This window comes from Pseudomonas sp. KBS0710, from assembly GCF_005938045.2.
Taxonomy (GTDB): domain Bacteria; phylum Pseudomonadota; class Gammaproteobacteria; order Pseudomonadales; family Pseudomonadaceae; genus Aquipseudomonas.
On the sequence record NZ_VCCF02000001.1, the window covers coordinates 3,138,516 to 3,157,083 of the forward strand.

The 18,568-nt window shown below is 60.3% G+C and carries 3 protein-coding genes; 1 reads left to right on the forward strand and 2 read right to left on the reverse strand.

Annotation, left to right across the window (positions count from 1 at the left end; translation table 11 throughout):
* Positions 1-86 precede the first annotated feature (86 nt).
* Positions 87-3,797 (forward strand): methionine synthase, encoded by a 3,711-nt coding sequence (gene metH, locus FFI16_RS14080; RefSeq protein ID WP_138815780.1) that lies wholly within the window; start codon positions 87-89, stop codon positions 3,795-3,797.
* Positions 3,798-3,841: 44 nt separating this feature from the next.
* Here metH and FFI16_RS14085 read toward each other — a convergent pair whose 3' ends face one another.
* Entirely contained in the window at positions 3,842-11,158 is a 7,317-nt protein-coding gene (locus FFI16_RS14085) for an NEL-type E3 ubiquitin ligase domain-containing protein (protein ID WP_144298325.1), read from the reverse strand.
* A gap of 132 nt (positions 11,159-11,290) precedes the next feature.
* Positions 11,291-18,529, reverse strand: coding sequence for an NEL-type E3 ubiquitin ligase domain-containing protein (locus FFI16_RS14090; RefSeq protein ID WP_138815778.1), 7,239 nt, complete (start codon positions 18,527-18,529; stop codon positions 11,291-11,293).
* Positions 18,530-18,568 lie beyond the last annotated feature (39 nt).

The following is an 18,568-nucleotide window of genomic DNA, read 5'->3' on the forward strand; positions in this document are numbered from 1 at the left end:
TATTCATGCAAAACCAGTACATGCTCTAAATCGGCACAGGTTTGCTATGATTCACGCCCTCCGAAATGCCTGACCAGAGTAGCCCCATGTCCGACCGTAGCGTTCGTCTGCAAGCCCTTCATCAAGCCCTCAAGGACCGTATCCTGATCCTCGATGGTGGTATGGGCACGATGATCCAGAGCTACAAGCTCGAAGAGCAGGATTATCGCGGCAAACGCTTCGCCGACTGGCCGAGTGACGTCAAGGGCAACAACGACCTGCTGGTACTCACCCGCCCGGACGTGATAGGCGGCATCGAAAAGGCTTACCTGGATGCCGGCGCCGATATTCTGGAAACCAACACCTTCAACGCCACGCGCATCTCCATGGCCGATTACGGCATGGAAGAACTGGCCTATGAACTTAACGTAGAAGGCGCACGCCTGGCGCGCAAGATCGCCGACGCCAAGACCCTGGAAAACCCGGCCAAGCCGCGTTTTGTTGCCGGCGTGCTTGGCCCGACCAGCCGCACCTGCTCGCTGTCGCCGGACGTGAACAACCCCGGCTACCGCAACGTGACCTTCGATGAACTGGTGGAAAACTACACCGAGGCCACCAAAGGCCTGATTGAAGGCGGCGCCGACCTGATCCTGATCGAGACCATCTTCGACACGCTCAACGCCAAGGCCGCGATCTTCGCCGTGCAAGGCGTGTTTGAAGAATTGAACGTCGAACTGCCGATCATGATCTCCGGCACCATCACCGACGCCTCCGGCCGCACCCTGTCGGGCCAGACCACTGAAGCGTTCTGGAACTCGGTGGCGCACGCCAAGCCGATTTCGGTCGGCCTCAACTGCGCCTTGGGCGCCAGCGAACTGCGCCCCTATCTGGAAGAGCTGTCGAACAAGGCCAACACCCATGTGTCGGCGCACCCGAACGCCGGTCTGCCCAACGAATTCGGCGAATACGACGAACTGCCATCGGAAACCGCCAAGGTCATCGAAGAGTTTGCCCAGAGCGGTTTCCTCAACATCGTGGGCGGTTGCTGCGGCACCACGCCGGGCCACATTGAGGCCATCGCCAAGGCCGTGGCCGGGTATGCGCCGCGCCAAATTCCGGACATTCCCAAGGCCTGCCGCTTGTCGGGCCTGGAGCCGTTCACCATCGATCGCAGCTCGTTGTTCGTCAACGTCGGCGAGCGTACCAACATCACCGGCTCCGCCAAGTTCGCCCGGCTGATCCGTGAAGACAACTACACCGAAGCCCTGGAAGTCGCCCTGCAGCAGGTGGAAGCCGGCGCCCAGGTGATCGACATCAACATGGACGAGGGCATGCTGGACTCGAAGAAGGCCATGGTGACCTTCCTCAACCTGATTGCCGGCGAGCCGGACATTTCCCGCGTGCCGATCATGATCGACTCCTCCAAGTGGGACGTGATCGAGGCCGGCCTCAAGTGCATCCAGGGCAAGGGCATCGTCAACTCGATCAGCATGAAGGAAGGCGTCGAGCAGTTCATTCACCACGCCAAGCTGTGCAAGCGTTACGGCGCGGCGGTGGTGGTGATGGCCTTCGACGAAGCCGGCCAGGCCGACACCGAAGCGCGTAAAAAAGAGATCTGCAAACGCTCCTACGACATTCTGGTGAATGAAGTCGGCTTCCCGCCGGAAGACATCATCTTCGACCCGAACATCTTCGCGGTCGCCACCGGTATCGAGGAGCACAACAACTACGCCGTCGATTTCATCAACGCCTGTGCCTACATCCGTGACGAGCTGCCGTATGCGCTGACCTCCGGCGGCGTGTCCAACGTGTCGTTCTCGTTCCGCGGCAACAACCCGGTGCGTGAGGCGATCCACTCGGTGTTCCTGCTGTATGCGATCCGCAACGGCCTGACCATGGGCATCGTCAACGCCGGCCAGCTGGAGATCTACGACCAGATCCCGGCCGAGCTGCGCGACGCGGTGGAAGACGTGGTGCTTAACCGCACGCCGGAAGGCACCGACGCCCTGTTGGCGATTGCCGACAAGTACAAGGGCGACGGCAGCGTCAAAGAAGCCGAGACCGAGGAATGGCGCGGCTGGGACGTCAACAAGCGTCTGGAGCACGCGCTGGTCAAAGGCATCACCACGCATATCGTCGAAGACACCGAAGAATCGCGCCAGTCGTTCGCGCGCCCGATCGAAGTGATCGAAGGCCCGTTGATGTCCGGCATGAACATCGTCGGCGACCTGTTCGGCGCCGGCAAAATGTTCCTGCCCCAGGTGGTGAAGTCCGCCCGTGTGATGAAGCAGGCCGTGGCGCATTTGATTCCGTTTATCGAGCTGGAAAAAGGCGATAAACCGGAAGCCAAAGGCAAGATCCTGATGGCCACGGTAAAAGGCGACGTGCATGACATCGGCAAGAACATTGTCGGCGTGGTGCTCGGTTGCAACGGCTATGACATTGTTGACCTGGGCGTGATGGTGCCGGCGGAGAAGATCCTGCAGGTGGCCAAGGAGCAGAAGTGCGACATCATCGGCCTGTCCGGCCTGATCACGCCGTCCCTGGATGAAATGGTGCATGTGGCCCGTGAGATGCAGCGCCAGGACTTCCACCTGCCCTTGATGATCGGCGGCGCGACCACTTCCAAGGCGCACACGGCGGTGAAGATCGAGCCCAAGTACAGCAACGACGCGGTGATCTATGTCACCGACGCCTCGCGTGCCGTGGGTGTGGCTACGCAGTTGCTGTCCAAGGAGCTGAAGGCTGGTTTCGTCGAAAAAACCCGCCTGGAATACATCGACGTGCGCGAACGCACCGCCAACCGCAGTGCGCGCACCGAGCGCCTGAGCTACCCGGCCGCCATCGCCAAGAAGCCGCAGTTCGACTGGAGCAGCTATGCGCCGGTCAAGCCGACGTTTACCGGCTCCAAGGTGCTGGACAATATCGACCTCAAGGTGCTGGCCGAATACATCGACTGGACGCCGTTCTTCATCTCCTGGGACCTGGCCGGTAAATTCCCGCGCATCCTCGACGACGAAGTGGTCGGTGAAGCCGCGACCGCGCTGTATGCCGATGCCCAGGAAATGCTCAACAAGCTGATCGACGAAAAGCTCATCAGCGCCCGTGCTGTGTTCGGTTTCTGGCCGACCAACCAGGTGCAGGACGATGACCTGGAAGTGTATGGCGACGACGGCCAGCCGATTGCCAAGCTGCACCACCTGCGCCAGCAGATCATCAAGACCGACGGCAAGCCGAACTTCTCCCTGGCCGACTTCGTGGCACCTAAAGACAGCGGCGTGACCGACTATATCGGTGGTTTTATCACCACCGCCGGCATCGGCGCCGAAGAAGTCGCCAAGGCGTATCAGGACGCCGGCGACGACTACAACTCGATCATGGTCAAGGCCCTCGCCGACCGCCTGGCCGAAGCCTGCGCCGAATGGCTGCACCAGCAAGTGCGTAAAGAGCATTGGGGTTACGCCCAGGACGAGCAACTGGATAACGAGGCTCTGATCAAAGAGCAATACAGCGGCATCCGCCCTGCCCCAGGCTACCCGGCATGTCCGGACCACACCGAGAAAGCCCAGCTGTTCCAACTGCTGGACCCCGAGGCCCGCGAGATGCACGCCGGCCGCAGCGGCGTGTTCCTCACCGAACACTATGCGATGTTCCCGGCCGCCGCCGTCAGCGGTTGGTACTTCGCCCACCCACAGGCGCAGTACTTTGCCGTGGGCAAGGTCGACAAGGACCAGGTCGCCAGCTACACCGCACGCAAAGGTCAGGACCTCAGCGTGACCGAGCGCTGGCTGGCGCCAAACCTTGGGTATGACAACTGAGGTCAATCAGCTGGCATAGCATTCGATGCGCAGGCGTGGCCAGCTTACGGCGCTGATGAAGGGCCGGGTTGAGGCGACAATGGACGTTGCACCACGCCCTCTGGCAGGGCGTTTGCCAAGCGCTGAATTTCCGCTCGGCATACCTCCATCAGTTTCTGTTTGCGGGCCGTCAGCTTTTCGACCTCGAACTGCCCGAGCGCCTCGTAATACACCTGGTAGCTCTCGGCGTCCGAGCGATGGATATGCGCCGTTTCCAGCGCGTCGTATTGCCGGTCGAGTTCAGTCTCCAGGGCTGCGAGCGGTTCGCTGTAGCGCTCTTTCAAGTATTCAACCCAGTGGCCTTGGTCAACCAGGTACTCGATAAACGCGTTGGAGTTTTCCGCAGCCAGGATTTGCGCGCGTGACTGCACCAAACGCTCTCCCGCTATCGGCCGCAAAAACACCATGGTAGAGGGCTGCCCTGGCAACTCCAGCCCATCGGGCCAACCGGCAGTCAAACCGATTCGATATTGCAAGCGTACCTCGGCCCTGTCCGCTATCGCGGCACCTGTCGCCGCAGCGGCCTCTGCCAACTGTTCGGTCCTTTCAAGGCGAAACAACCGCCGCGACAGGTTCAGCAATGCCTGGCCTCTGAGGTCGGCATCGCCCAAGGGAACGTCCTGCAAAGTACGGTATTGGTACGCCCGCACACTCATCTCGCTGAACACTAGAATGCGCCCGTCGATACACGTCTGATGGGTTTCAGCGTCCGCAAAGATCTGGGCGCGCAGATCGGCGTTTTCCGTGGCTGCCGCGATCACGTCCCATAGCCGCTCCGTAAGGGCTGCAGGGCGCAGCGCGTATTCAGAGGTATCGCGCAATCGCGTAAGCAGATGGAAAAAGCCTGCGTGCCCTTCGGTTTGCGCCAACTGATTCCACAGCGTTCTGCGTTGCGCTGCCTGCTCCGGGGTCGCCGCGCTCAACCAAGGCTGCAGTGCTGCTTGTGCGACATACTGCTTTGAATCACCAATGACCTCCAGATCGCCGTCGCTGTCAGAACTGACGTCGCCAGGAACGGGGTTGGCACCGGGATCAAAGTCGGAATCGGAGTCGTGAAGGGAGTCGGAGCTGGAATCAGTGTCCGGATCCCGACCAGCACCAAATCTCGCACCCTGTCCACGATCCATTAGTTCATTTAGATAGCCGCGTGAAAACCCCATGATCTGCGCATGCCCGTGTGCAACCATGTAATCGTGTATTTTCAGGTAATAGCCGAAACCCAGCGTGAAATTATCGCGCAGGTCCGTAGCGGCTAAGATGTCATCATGTTCTCCATCAAGCAGCGCGTCCGGGAAACGGCTCAAGCGATTGTTAATCAGGTTCAGCGTCTTCAACTGCCGCGCCTCCAGGGCGCCGTCCGGCCACTGCGAAATCCGGTTGTTGCTCAGGTTCAGCGTCTCCAGGCGACTGAATGGGCGGACATCAAACAACTGCAGGCTATTATTGCTCAGGTCCAGGACGCGCAGACGCTCGCCGCCGCCCAGTTGCGCAGACAAGGAGGCCGCATCCTCGATCAGATTGCCATTCAGGTCCAGCCGCTCAAGCTGCGCCATATGCTGAAGGGCTTCGGGCAGCGCCCTCAGGTAATTACCATTGAGTATCAAATGATGCACTTGGCTGAAGGCCGTCAGGAACCGGTTGCTGCCCTGTGCGGAGATCCCGATGCCTGACAGTTCCAGGGTGCGAACATGGGGAAACTCCACCGTAAGCGCAGGCAGATCACCTAAATCCAGACGTTGGAACCTCAGCGTGTCAACCCCGGCATCCGTGCGGGCTGCCACCACGCCTTGGCGCCACGATGAGCGAATGAACCCGGCGGCCTGCCCACGCGCTTGCGGGGAAATTCGCGCATAGCTATTGCCGTCCCCGTTCTGGGTAAAGATCCAACCATTGAGTTCTCGCGTCAGCGCATCATCGGCGTCGTACCACTGGCCGAGCTGTGCTTCTATCGCCTGATCATCCAGTCCGACGTTACGCAATTGCTCTATTCTGGCCTCGGCCTGTTCTTCGGTCATTGTCAGGTCTAGACGTCGCACGCGTTCAGCAAAGCCCCTGGGGCCTGAGAGACCTTCGGTACGTTCAACCAGCGCCAGTAAATGCGTTGCAACCCAGGCAGCCGTCTTGATCGTATCCACGCCCTCTCTGAACCCAGTTTCCGGTGGAGGAAACCGACTCAGTACCCCCTCAGGCAACCCTCTGACCCGCTCGATCCGACGCCGTGCATCTTGCAGTGCCGCATCCCCCTCAAGGCTCAGCGGGTTACCTCCAAGCTCTGTACGCATCAACATATCCGGGTGGTTGAGAACAGTGGCTGGCAGTGTCGTCAAAAGGTTGTTGCGCATATCCAGGTAGCTCAAGTGCGCCAGCTCCTCGGCTCCGGTTGGCCACTCTTGCAGTTGGGAGCCCTGCAGGTTCAGCGCCCTCAGGTGAGTGAATGCACTGATGTCCAGTACGCGCAGTCGATTACCCCGCAGCTCCAGGACGTGCAGGGTGTTCAACTGATCAAGTTGAGCCTGTACCACGGGTGTCATCACGATGTGATTGTCGGATAAATCGAGCTTCTTCAACGCGGGCAGCTCCCCACCTGCAAAAGGTATTTCGGTCAGCCCACCAGCACCCAGACTCAACTCGTCTACACCACTGAACGCCTGGAGAAAACCACGGAATTGAGCCGCAGGCACACCCTCCAACTGACTCACCGACAGTGTTTTCACATGGGAAAAACTACCGGCCGGCAATTCGGGCAACTGGGTGAAGCGTCGAGTTTCTCTCAAGCTAAACGTCGTGAGAAAGAGCCTCTGCGGCCCTACAGTACCGCTTACGTTGGCGCCATGACCAAAGCGTTGGAACACAGCTTCTTGCCAGTTTCTCGCAAGGCCCTGCACTAGTCTCTCGTTGCCCCCCGCTGCCCAATGCCCCCTCAAAGGCCGGCCTGCCGCGCCTACCAGGGCGGCCGGTTGATAGAACTGGTCGAAGATCGCAGCGTGTTCGACACGCAATGACTCAACGGCGGCAAGGCTTGCCTGCGGGGTTTGGGATTGGGCCCTGATGGCGTCAGTCAAGACCCAACTTCCAACCTCTCCCACCAGTGGCATCAATGCTCCTTTGGCATAACCCCTGAACATCTCGTCCACATCCGCCAAATGCGGCCCGAAAGGCCCGGAGTAATTGCTGACGTACTCGAAGGCAGGCTTTAACGCTTCATAGCTGAACTTTGACCAATCCAGCGACAACCCGCCCCATAGCTGCTCATGGCCGGAATACAGCTCATCGGGTATTTTATTGATTGACGTATTTACCAGGTCCAGTCGCTCAAGCGAGGCTAGCGCATTCACATAGGTCGGCCATTTGAAGGAAACGTTGGGCGCCACGATTTTCAACGCTTTCAACTGCTCAAGAGGCTTGAGGTCCAACGTATCAAAGACGCCACCATGCTGCCCGTAGTAAGTAACCTTAAGCTCTTCCAGGGTGGTCAACGCCGCCAGCCTCGACGGGAATTGCTCTGCCAATCGAGGTGCATTCATGCTGATCGATAGCTGCCTGAGCCCTTTCATCTGACTCAGCGCCTGGGGCACGTTCGCCAACGTCAGATTCACGGCTGGCTCTGCGGGCGGGATAACGGAGGAATAGATCAATAGCTGTTCAACGTTGGGAAAAAGCTGCAGAAACGCATCGGCATTCCCGTCATTCAGAGCCTTCCCTGTCACCGTCAAATCACGCACATGTGAAAAATCTGCGGTCAGTGGCGGCAACGGGTCATGCAGGTCCAAAGACAACACATCGGCATCCTGTTCTACCCCAACCAGCACAGAACGCCTCCAACTACGTATGAGTGCGTGCAAGGCCTCGGCGTTGTGCCCAACATTGTCCGATGATGAGCCGTAGACCCATTCATGGAGGGTCGTTTGCAGGTGCATGAATTCCTGGAGAAGTGCCTGCAACAGGTTTTTGATATCTCTGTCACTTTTTCCTGCACGGTAGTGCCTGAGGAGGAACTCTTGGACCTGTGGGCCGGTTTCCAAGGCCGGGTAGACGTCCCGCACAAGGCTGATGAGTGCCGGTGCAGCGCTGTGCCCTCGGCCGCTGGCGTAATACCCCATGAGTGTTTCGTTTATCCGAGCCGGCGGCTTGAACCTGCGCGCTGGCGGCGCCAGCCAACCGGCTGCCTGGGCTCGATGTGCGTCGGCCAGCTCGATGATTTTGCGTTGCAGCATCGCGTGCTGACTGACGTGCGGCACCCCCAGTGCCTGACGGGCATCGTCAGGCATGGCATGCATCAGCGAGGCAAAAAAGTTGTCACCGTAAAGCGGCACGCTGTTGAGTTCCTCACCCCGCTCGTTGAACGCCTGGAAGCCGGGCCCGCGCTTGACCAGGTACTTTTTCTCATTCGCCGCTTCTGCGCCGATGCTGTCGAGCAGCGCACCGCTGGGGCTGCCATCACGCACTTCAAGACGCAGCGTCTCGGGCCAGCCCGGCAGTGCGGCCAACGCATGCAGGGCCAGCCGCCGACTGTCCGCCGAGGCCATCGACTCACTGCGCAGCCCTGCATAAGCGCGTGTCAAACGGCCCCCTCGCGCATACCAACGCGCTTCTTCGAGCAGATTCAAAGGCACACGGCGAGTCGTCTCCAGCCGTTGAAGGTCATCGGCACGGGCATGTTTGAGCACGGTCAGCGCCGCTGCATCGCTGAGGCCTGGACACGCACTTTTCAACAGTTGGGCACGCTCATTCACCGCTTCGGTGCCCGTGTAGATGCTGTCGAAAATCGCCGGTTTTCGGCGGCGGGCGTAATCGGCCAACTGCTTGTTGAATTCCAGCGCCCTGGTCTCATTGACCCTCGCGGCCTCAACGCCAAGCAGTTGAGTGATTTCTGCTTCATCCAGAGCCGCCAGAATACGCGCGGGCACTTCACCGCCCAGCACGTCGTATCGGCTCACCTGGATCGCCGGCTTCGTCGCCACCCCCTCGACCACCCGCTCAATACCATATTTGACCGACTTGCCGGTCAGCACGATCCCCTCGAACACTTCAAGTACGCGCCCTAAAGGCCATCTCGGCATTTCAACGATCAAGGGCAATGCATACAGGTACCGATCATTGATCGGCTGTGTGCCCTCGACTTCCTCGAGCACTCTCGACGCATCCGCATCCGCCTTGAACAGGCGTATCGCATCGGCCAGCTCAGGCGGCGCAACCGTGTGATCCATGTGCATCTTACGCAGCGTGTTGTCGCTGACCCCACTGACATCCGCGACCTTGAGCAGCTCGGTATCGGAAAAGGCCTCAACGTCGTGCCCCATACGCCGCAACAGCGTGAGGCGGTCCCACTCCAGCGGGCGCTCCAGGGTATGTCGCCAGGCGCCGTGACCGTTGTGCTCAAGCAGCGGCTGGTAAGCCTCGCTGTCAGTCGGGTGCTTGATCCGCCATTTGTGCGCCTGCGCATCGAAGTACTGCTCGTAGACCTGGCTGCCCTGGCGGATATAGGTCCTGCCATCTTGCACGTACTGACCCAAGGCATTGGGATGCAGGTCGCGCCGCAGGACCACTGGGCTTTCATAGCGGCTCAGGCTCGGTTTCCACAAACGCACCTGCCCATCGGGCCGCTTAACCTCACCCAACGCCTCAATCACCGGCTCCGCCTTGGCCGCCTGCCAACGGCTGACGCCCGCACCCACGCCGGCCATCACGGCGATCTGCGCCAGGTTCTCGGCCACATCAATCAAGTGCGCCTTAGCCGCCTGACGGTCGCCCTCGCCCCATTCGATCACGCCTTCCAGGGTTTCGTAGAGTAATTGCCCGGCCATCACCACCATCATGACCTCCCCCAGCACCGGCACAAACATCGACACCATGTTCAAGCCCAGCATGCCGATCTCCAGCAGGTGCGCCAACTTGGCGTCACGCGCCTTGGCATCCACATCCGCGGTGGGCACGGCATGGGCGCGGGCATCGGCGATCACCTGCTCGCGGTGTTGTTCGTAGAAGTACTTCCACGGGTCGATGTTCGCCGCCCAGACCGCTTTGCCGCGCCGCGTACGCGTCGAGAGGTAAAGGAAGGGGTCAGGGTTGGGCTCAAGCCTGGCAGGCGCCTCGGGCGGCAGTTCCTTGATGCCGGTGATGAAGTGCGGAGTGGTGAAGTCCAGCAGTTTCTTCCAGGGCGAACGCCAGATGTCGGTGGGCGAGTCGGCGGCCTGCTGGGTGAACTGGCTGAAGTAATAGGGCCGCTTGTCGTAGGGCACGAAGCGACTGAAGAACTGCTGGTATGGCGTCGGCGCCGGGTCATTCGGCCTGGCCGGGTCGCGGGCGGTGAACAGGCGCTTGAACTCGGCCTCCATTTGCCGCCAGCGGTAGCGTTTGAGTGGATGCTCCGGGTCCTGGGGCACATAGATGATCACCTCGTCAGGGTAACTGTATTTTTTGCAGATCGAGAACACCATGCAGCCGGTCATCCGCATATTCATCAGGCCCAGGGTCCTGAACCACACCTGCTTGTCGCCCATCCACGGATGAATTTCACCGTCGATCACCGACAGCAGCATGCGGTGGTCGGCCGCTTCAATATCGCCGCTCAACAGTGCCTGCTCAGCGGCGGCCCTGACAGCGGCCTTCTGATTGGCGATGAACTGCTCGCGCAGGGTGGCTTGGGCGCTGGCGTCCTCGGGGTAGAAAAACCCTTGCAGATAGGCCTGGTATTTGGCACCGATATCGAGGTCACGACAGAGCGTCAAAAACTGACTGACCTTCAGGTTGATCGCCACCGAGTGGTAGGTGCCGGAGGTGCCGGTGGCTCGCATGAACCCGGAGGTCTTGTGGTACGCGCCCTCCTTGCACTCGTAGGCCTCGAAGTTGTGCAAGGCGGCTTCCAGCAGGGACAGTTTCAAAAACTCGAAATCCCCCGCCTCGACTTCGACAATCCCCACCGCCAGCGGGCGGCGCAGGCACAACAGGATGTTGTCGACGTCGAGGTCCAGTCGGTACTGATCCTTCAGGGCTTTGAGCAGCAAGGGTCGGGCGAAGTCATCGATGCCCTGGAAGGCGGCCATCGTGTTGTCCAGTTGGGTCTGGGTGGCGAGGTTGGCGAGGAAACGCCCGGTCACCTCGTTGCGCTGTTCAGGCGTAGCGCTCGCGAGCCACGCCGGCATGACCGTGCCGGCATCCTTGAGCGCCTGCCTGCGGGCCGGCGTTGCGTCGATCAGCCACTGCGGGCTGCTGCGCTCCAGGAAGTCGCCGTGCAGGCTTTGGGTGGCGGTGAGTTTTTTTATGGGTTTGGGTGCGTCGTTTGCAGGCACGGCCGGCGAGGAAGGCTGGGATGAATCGTCCATCGTGTCACTCCTTTGAAATGGACTGACAGCACATCACGGCGCCCGCCGCGCCAGGCGGTGCATACATCAAGGCGCCGAACCTGGGCTATGACAACTCCCGCCCATCAGGCTCGGCGCCCTTAGAACACCGACTCAGGGGCGCGATGGGCCGGGCTGAGGTGACGACGGTGCGGGCGCGGCAGGTTCCATGCCCGATAACCGTTGTATCTCTGCCCGGGACAGCTCCATGCGTTTCTGGGTACGGGCGGCGGCCCGTTCGACCTCCAGCTGGCCTATGGCTTCGTTGTAGCGTGCAATGCTTTGGGCATTGTCCCAATTATGGGCATCTTCCAAGGCTTCATAACGGCGTGCCAGCTCGTCCTCGAGGGCCTCGAACTGTTCGGCGTAACGCTCATTCAAGTAGCGCAACCAATACTCACGTTGAATCAGGGTTTCGACAAACGCATCGGAACGTTCAGCTGTCAGGATTTGCGCACGTACCTGTGCCTGTAGCCCGGCACTGAACGGGATTGGGTACGTCATGTAGGCCGGCTGCCCAGGCAGCTCCAGGCCGTCGGGCCAGCCGCGGGTCAAGTTGATCCGGTAACTCAAGCGCACCTCGGCCCGGTCCATGCCCACCGCGGCGGCTTCTGCCAGTTGATCGGCATTACTCAACCGAAACAGCTGCCGCGACAGGTTCAGCAGCGCCCGGCCCCTGAGGTCGAGCCGATGCTGCGGAATATCGCGCAAGACCTGGTACTCGAACACTCGCACTTCCATCTCGCTGAACGTGAGAATGCGCCCATCGACACAGGTGCCGTGGGTTTCAGCTTCGACGAACAGGGTGCCGCGCAGCTCAGCATTTTCTACGGCCCCCGCGATAACGTCCCATACCCGTTGCGTGAGGCTCGGGCGGTTGAAGTTGAACTCCGAGGTCAGGCGCAACAGTGAAATAAGATGGAAAAACCGATCATGATCTGGCGCCTGTGCCAGTTGGTTCCACAGCGTCGTTCGTTGTGTCGCCAAGGCCGCAGAAGTATTGTCCAGCCAGGGATCAAGTGCCGGCTGCGCGGTATTTTGCAGTGTATTTACAATGTTCTCAGGCGGCAGGTAGGCGGCGCCCGGGTCACTGTCATCGTCATCCGAGTTCGAATCAGAATCGGAATCCGGGTCCGACTCAGTGTCGGACCCGCCATAATTGCGTCGATAAGCGCGGTCCAGTTCTGCTCGCGAAAAACCCATGACCTCATTGATCTCGTGCTCCTGGCCGTAGGTGCGCATTTGGTCAAGGGCTTGCGCGGTCAGGTTATCGTTACCGGACAGGTCCGTACCGGATACCAAGCGATCGTGCGCGCCCTCGAGCAGAGCCTGCGGGAAAGACGCCAATGCATTGCCGCCCAGGAGTAGTTGGACCAGGTGCTCCGACTCCAACGTGCCCTCGGGCCAGCTCTGGATGTCGTTGTAGCTCAAATCCAGTGTCTCCAGGCGACTGAAGTCCCGTATATCAAAGGCCTGCAGGTTGTTGTGACTCAACTCCAACCAGCGCAAGCGCTCACTGCGCAGTTGAGCAGGCAAAGACGGCACCTGCGTGAAATTGTTGAAGTTCAATTCCAGACGTTCAAGCTGCTCCATGCGTTGAACGGCTTCGGGCAGCGCAGTCAGCTGGTTGCCGCTGAGTATCAATCGGTTCAATTGGGTAAAGGCGGCTAAAAACCCGTTGCTGCCCTCGGCAGTCAGCTTGAGCGACGTCAGGTTGAGGCTGCGCACATGGTCAAACGGCACGGAGAGCGCGGGAAGGTCACCGGGTTGGGTCAGCTGCAGGTTCAACGCTTCGATCTCGACTCCGGGACGTCCCTCTACGACCGCTTTCACCCAGGATTCGCGGATGGCCTTTGCGAGGGGCTCTCGCGTCAGACTGTCGAGACTATCGCCATAAGCGCGCCTCTCGCGGGTAAATATCCAACCATTCAACTCGCGCGTCAGCACGTCGTGAGTCTGGTACCACTGAGCGACCTGCGTATCGATTTGCATGTCGCTCAGGCCCGTCTCGCGCAGTTGCCTGACCCGGGCCATGGCTTGCTCCTGCGTCAAGTGCGGGCTTAGCGACCTTATGGCATTTTCCGGAACGCCCTCAAAGCGTCCACTACCCGATGGCAAGGGCAGCAAATACTGCGCGATCGAGTCTACGGTCTGCTTCGGAGGAAACACCAGGGGCTCCTGATCCAGCGCGAACCGACTCAATGCGCCCTCAGGCAAGCCCTTGGCCGTCTCGATCCGGCGCCGCGCCGCATTGAGCAGCGTCGTGCCTTCGGCGCTTAGCGGGTTGCCTGCCAACTCGGTACGCATCAACACATTCGAGGTGTCAAGCGCGAGCGGCGCAAGGCTCGTCAATTGATTGTCACGCAAGTCCAGGCAAGACAATTGAGCAAGGTGTTCAGCGCCTTGTGGCCATTCGCGCAGCATCGATCCGCGCAGGTTCAGCGCCGTCAGTTGGGTCAGGGCGCTGACGTCGAGGGTGCCCAGCGAGTTGTACTGCAGATTCAACACTTGCAACCTGTTCAACCCATTGAATTGCGCCTGCACGGTCGGGGTCACCACGATGTGGTTATCGGACAAGTCCAGTCGCGTCAATTCTGGCAGGATGTCTGCGCTGATCGGCACTTCGGTGAGGCCGCTTAAGCGCAGCTCGAGGCTTTGCGCACCTGCAAATGCCTGGAGGAAACCCTTGAGCTGCTCAGGCGGCACGTCCTCCAGCCAATGTACTTTCAAGGTTTTGACATGGGAAAAGGTGCCGGCCGGCAACACCGGCAATTCGCGAATGTTTCCTTTGTTCAAGACACTTGCCTCAGGCCCGGTTGAATCCGGCAATGCAAATGTCGAAATGTCGATATCCGTCGGCAAGCCATAGCGCTGGCAAATCGCCCCACGCCAGCTTTTCTCCAGCGCCGCCAGAATGCTTGCGTTGTGCCCGGTTTTCCAGCGGCTCTGCGTAAACCTAACCCTGAACCCGGGAACCATGGCGGTCTCGTAGAACTGTCTGAAAATGCCGAGGTGTTCCTCGCGCAGTGCCTGAACGGCATTCATGCGTGTTTGTGAGGTGCTCCACAGGCCCATGATCGCGTCAGTCATACGCCGACCGATGTGCGCGTCCCCCATCAACAGGCCCAACTCGCCGCGCGCAAAACCTCTGACCATCTCGTCCAGACTTGCCAGGTGTGGCCCGAACGACCCCGCATAAGTTTTGACGTGATCATAGGCAGGCTTGAAGTCTTCATAGCCGAACTTCGACCAGTCCAGCGATAACCCGCTCCATAACCGCTCATAACCGGTATAGAGCTCGGGAGGCAGCGTCGCAATGCTGGTATGGGACAGGTCCAGACGCTCCAGAAGCGGCAGTTTCTGCGCGTAGGCAGGCCATTGCATCGACACGTTGGGCGCCGCGATACTTAATCTTTTCAGGCGTTGCAGAGGGCTTAAATCCAGGCCGTTGAGGACGTGGCCGTCGTAGGCAAAGTAGCCGATATCCAGGTGTTCAAGGCTGGCCAGTGCCGCCAGTTGCGACGACAACTGCGCGCTCAACCGATGTGCATCGAAGCTGACGGCCAAATGTTTGAGGCCTTTGAACTGCGTCAGCACCTGGGGCACGCGGGTCAGCCTCAGGCCGGCATCCGGAGTGTCTACGGCTGGGCTGTAAGTCGCTCGTACCGTCAGTTTTTCGACAGCGGAGAACGGACTCAAAAACCCATCGATATTGGTGTCATGCAGGCCCGTACAGAGGACCGATAATTCACGCACGTGTGAAAAGTTCGCCGTCAGTGGCGGCAAAGGTTCATTAAGGACCAACGTCAAGACATCGGCACCCGGCACTTTCCCAGCCAGCCAAGAACGGCCCCAGCTACGTTTGAGCGCTTCCCCGGCAAGGAAATTGCTCTGACGATTGGCCATCGACGAACGACTGACCCAATGATCCAGTGTGTCATGCAGCACCTGGCGTTCTTTAAACAGCGCGTTCAACTTGCTGACGATCGCCCGGGCATCGTTCCCCGCTCTTGCCAGCTCAAGGAAAAATGTATTGATCTGTGCAGTATCCAGCTCCGGATAGATTCTTCTTATGTGCTGAACCAGCGACGGGTTCACACCCTGCCCCCGCCCGCTGGCCAGATAGCCCACCTGCGTGTCGTTGATGCGCACCGGCGGCTTGAACCTGGGCGTTTTAGGCACCAGCCATGCCGAGGCCTCCAGGCGATGCGCATCGGCTTGCTCGATAATTTTGCGTTGCAGCGCTGCGTGCTGGCTGACCTGTGGCACCCCCAGACTCTGACGCGCCTCATCGGGCAAGGCATGCATCACCGAGGCAAAGAAGTTGTCGCCCTCCACTGCCAGACTGTTGAGTGCTTCGCCCCGCTCATCGAACGCCTGGTAGCTGGGGCCGTGTTTGACCAGGTATTTTTTCTGCGGCGCGGCGGGCGCACCAATACTGTCGAGCAACTCGCCTTGGGTGTTAGTGCTGTGCACTTCCAGGCGCAGCGTGTCCGGCCATCCGGGCAAGGTTTCCAAGGTGTGCAGCGCTAACCGCCGACTGTCGGCCGCGGCCATCGTCTCGCTGCGCAACCCCGCATAGGCGCGTGCCAGGCGCCCTTGGCGCGCATACCAACGGGCTTCTTCGAGCATGTTCAAAGGTACCCGCGAGGTGGCGACCAGCTGCTCAAGCTCGTCGCCCCGGGCGTGGTCGAGCACGGTTTGCGCCGCTGTCTCGCTGAGCCCCGGGCAGGTGCGTTGCAGCAGCCGGATACGTTTGTCCAACGCGTCAGTTCCCGCGTAGATACTGTCGAAAATCGCCGGTTTTCGGCGACGGGCATAAGCGGCCAACTGCTTGTTGAATTCCAGCACCCTGGTCTCATTGACCCTCGCGGCCTCAGCGCCAAGCAGCTGAGTGATTTGCGCTTCATCCAGAGCCGCCAGAATACGCGCAGGCACTTCACCGCCCAGCACGTCGTATCGGCTCACCTGGATCGCCGGCTTCGCCGCCACCCCCTTGACCAGCCGCTCAATACCATATTTGACCGACTTGCCGGTCAGCACGCCCCCCTCGAACACTTCAAGGACGTATCCTAAAGGCCATCTGGGCATTTCCACGATCAAGGGCAGCGCATACAAATACAGGTCATCAATCGTACGGGTGCCCTCCAGTTGCTCGATCACCCGTGCCGAATCGGCATCCGCCTTGAACAGGCGTATCGCATCGGCCAGCTCAGGCGGCGCAACCGTGTGATCCATGTGCATCTTACGCAGCGTGTTGTCGCTGACCCCACTGACATCCGCGACCTTGAGCAGCTCGGTATCGGAAAAGGCCTCAACGTCGTGCCCCATACGCCGCAACAGCGTGAGGCGGTCCCACTCCAGCGGGCGCTCCAGGGTATGTCGCCAGGCGCCGTGACCGTTGTGCTCAAGCAGCGGCTGGTAAGCCTCGCTGTCAGTCGGGTGCTTGATCCGCCATTTGTGCGCCTGCGCATCGAAGTACTGCTCGTAGACCTGGCTGCCCTGGCGGATATAGGTCCTGCCATCTTGCACGTACTGACCCAAGGCATTGGGATGCAGGTCGCGCCGCAGGACCACTGGGCTTTCATAGCGGCTCAGGCTCGGTTTCCACAAACGCACCTGCCCATCGGGCCGCTTAACCTCACCCAACGCCTCAATCACCGGCTCCGCCTTGGCCGCCTGCCAACGGCTGACGCCCGCACCCACGCCGGCCATCACGGCGATCTGCGCCAGGTTCTCGGCCACATCAATCAAGTGCGCCTTAGCCGCCTGACGGTCGCCCTCGCCCCATTCGATCACGCCTTCCAGGGTTTCGTAGAGTAATTGCCCGGCCATCACCACCATCATGACCTCCCCCAGCACCGGCACAAACATCGACACCATGTTCAAGCCCAGCATGCCGATCTCCAGCAGGTGCGCCAACTTGGCGTCACGCGCCTTGGCATCCACATCCGCGGTGGGCACGGCATGGGCGCGGGCATCGGCGATCACCTGCTCGCGGTGTTGTTCGTAGAAGTACTTCCACGGGTCGATGTTCGCCGCCCAGACCGCTTTGCCGCGCCGCGTACGCGTCGAGAGGTAAAGGAAGGGGTCAGGGTTGGGCTCAAGCCTGGCAGGCGCCTCGGGCGGCAGTTCCTTGATGCCGGTGATGAAGTGCGGAGTGGTGAAGTCCAGCAGTTTCTTCCAGGGCGAACGCCAGATGTCGGTGGGCGAGTCGGCGGCCTGCTGGGTGAACTGGCTGAAGTAATAGGGCCGCTTGTCGTAGGGCACGAAGCGACTGAAGAACTGCTGGTATGGCGTCGGCGCCGGGTCATTCGGCCTGGCCGGGTCGCGGGCGGTGAACAGGCGCTTGAACTCGGCCTCCATTTGCCGCCAGCGGTAGCGTTTGAGTGGATGCTCCGGGTCCTGGGGCACATAGATGATCACCTCGTCAGGGTAACTGTATTTTTTGCAGATCGAGAACACCATGCAGCCGGTCATCCGCATATTCATCAGGCCCAGGGTCCTGAACCACACCTGCTTGTCGCCCATCCACGGATGAATTTCACCGTCGATCACCGACAGCAGCATGCGGTGGTCGGCCGCTTCAATATCGCCGCTCAACAGTGCCTGCTCAGCGGCGGCCCTGACAGCGGCCTTCTGATTGGCGATGAACTGCTCGCGCAGGGTGGCTTGGGCGCTGGCGTCCTCGGGGTAGAAAAACCCTTGCAGATAGGCCTGGTATTTGGCACCGATATCGAGGTCACGACAGAGCGTCAAAAACTGACTGACCTTCAGGTTGATCGCCACCGAGTGGTAGGTGCCGGAGGTGCCGGTGGCTCGCATGAACCCGGAGGTCTTGTGGTACGCGCCCTCCTTGCACTCGTAGGCCTCGAAGTTGTGCAAGGCGGCTTCCAGCAGGGACAGTTTCAAAAACTCGAAATCCCCCGCCTCGACTTCGACAATCCCCACCGCCAGCGGGCGGCGCAGGCACAACAGGATGTTGTCGACGTCGAGGTCCAGTCGGTACTGATCCTTCAGGGCTTTGAGCAGCAAGGGTCGGGCGAAGTCATCGATGCCCTGGAAGGCGGCCATCGTGTTGTCCAGTTGGGTCTGGGTGGCGAGGTTGGCGAGGAAACGCCCGGTCACCTCGTTGCGCTGTTCAGGCGTAGCGCTCGCGAGCCACGCCGGCATGACCGTGCCGGCATCCTTGAGCGCCTGCCTGCGGGCCGGCGTCGCATCGATCAGCCACTGCGGGCTGCTGCGCTCCAGGAAGTCGCCGTGCAGGCTTTGGGTGGCAGTGAGTTTTTTTATGGGTTTGGGTGCGTCGTTTGCAGGCACGGCCGGCGAGGAAGGCTGAGATAAATCGTCCATCGTGTCACTCCTTTGAAATGGACTGACAGCACATCACGG

Coding starts and splice junctions, on each gene's coding strand:
- metH (WP_138815780.1), top strand. CDS start 87: ATGTCCGACCGTAGCGTTCGTCTGCAAGCCCTTCATCAAGCCCTCAAG.
- FFI16_RS14085 (WP_144298325.1), bottom strand. CDS start 11,158: ATGGACGATTCATCCCAGCCTTCCTCGCCGGCCGTGCCTGCAAACGAC.
- FFI16_RS14090 (WP_138815778.1), bottom strand. CDS start 18,529: ATGGACGATTTATCTCAGCCTTCCTCGCCGGCCGTGCCTGCAAACGAC.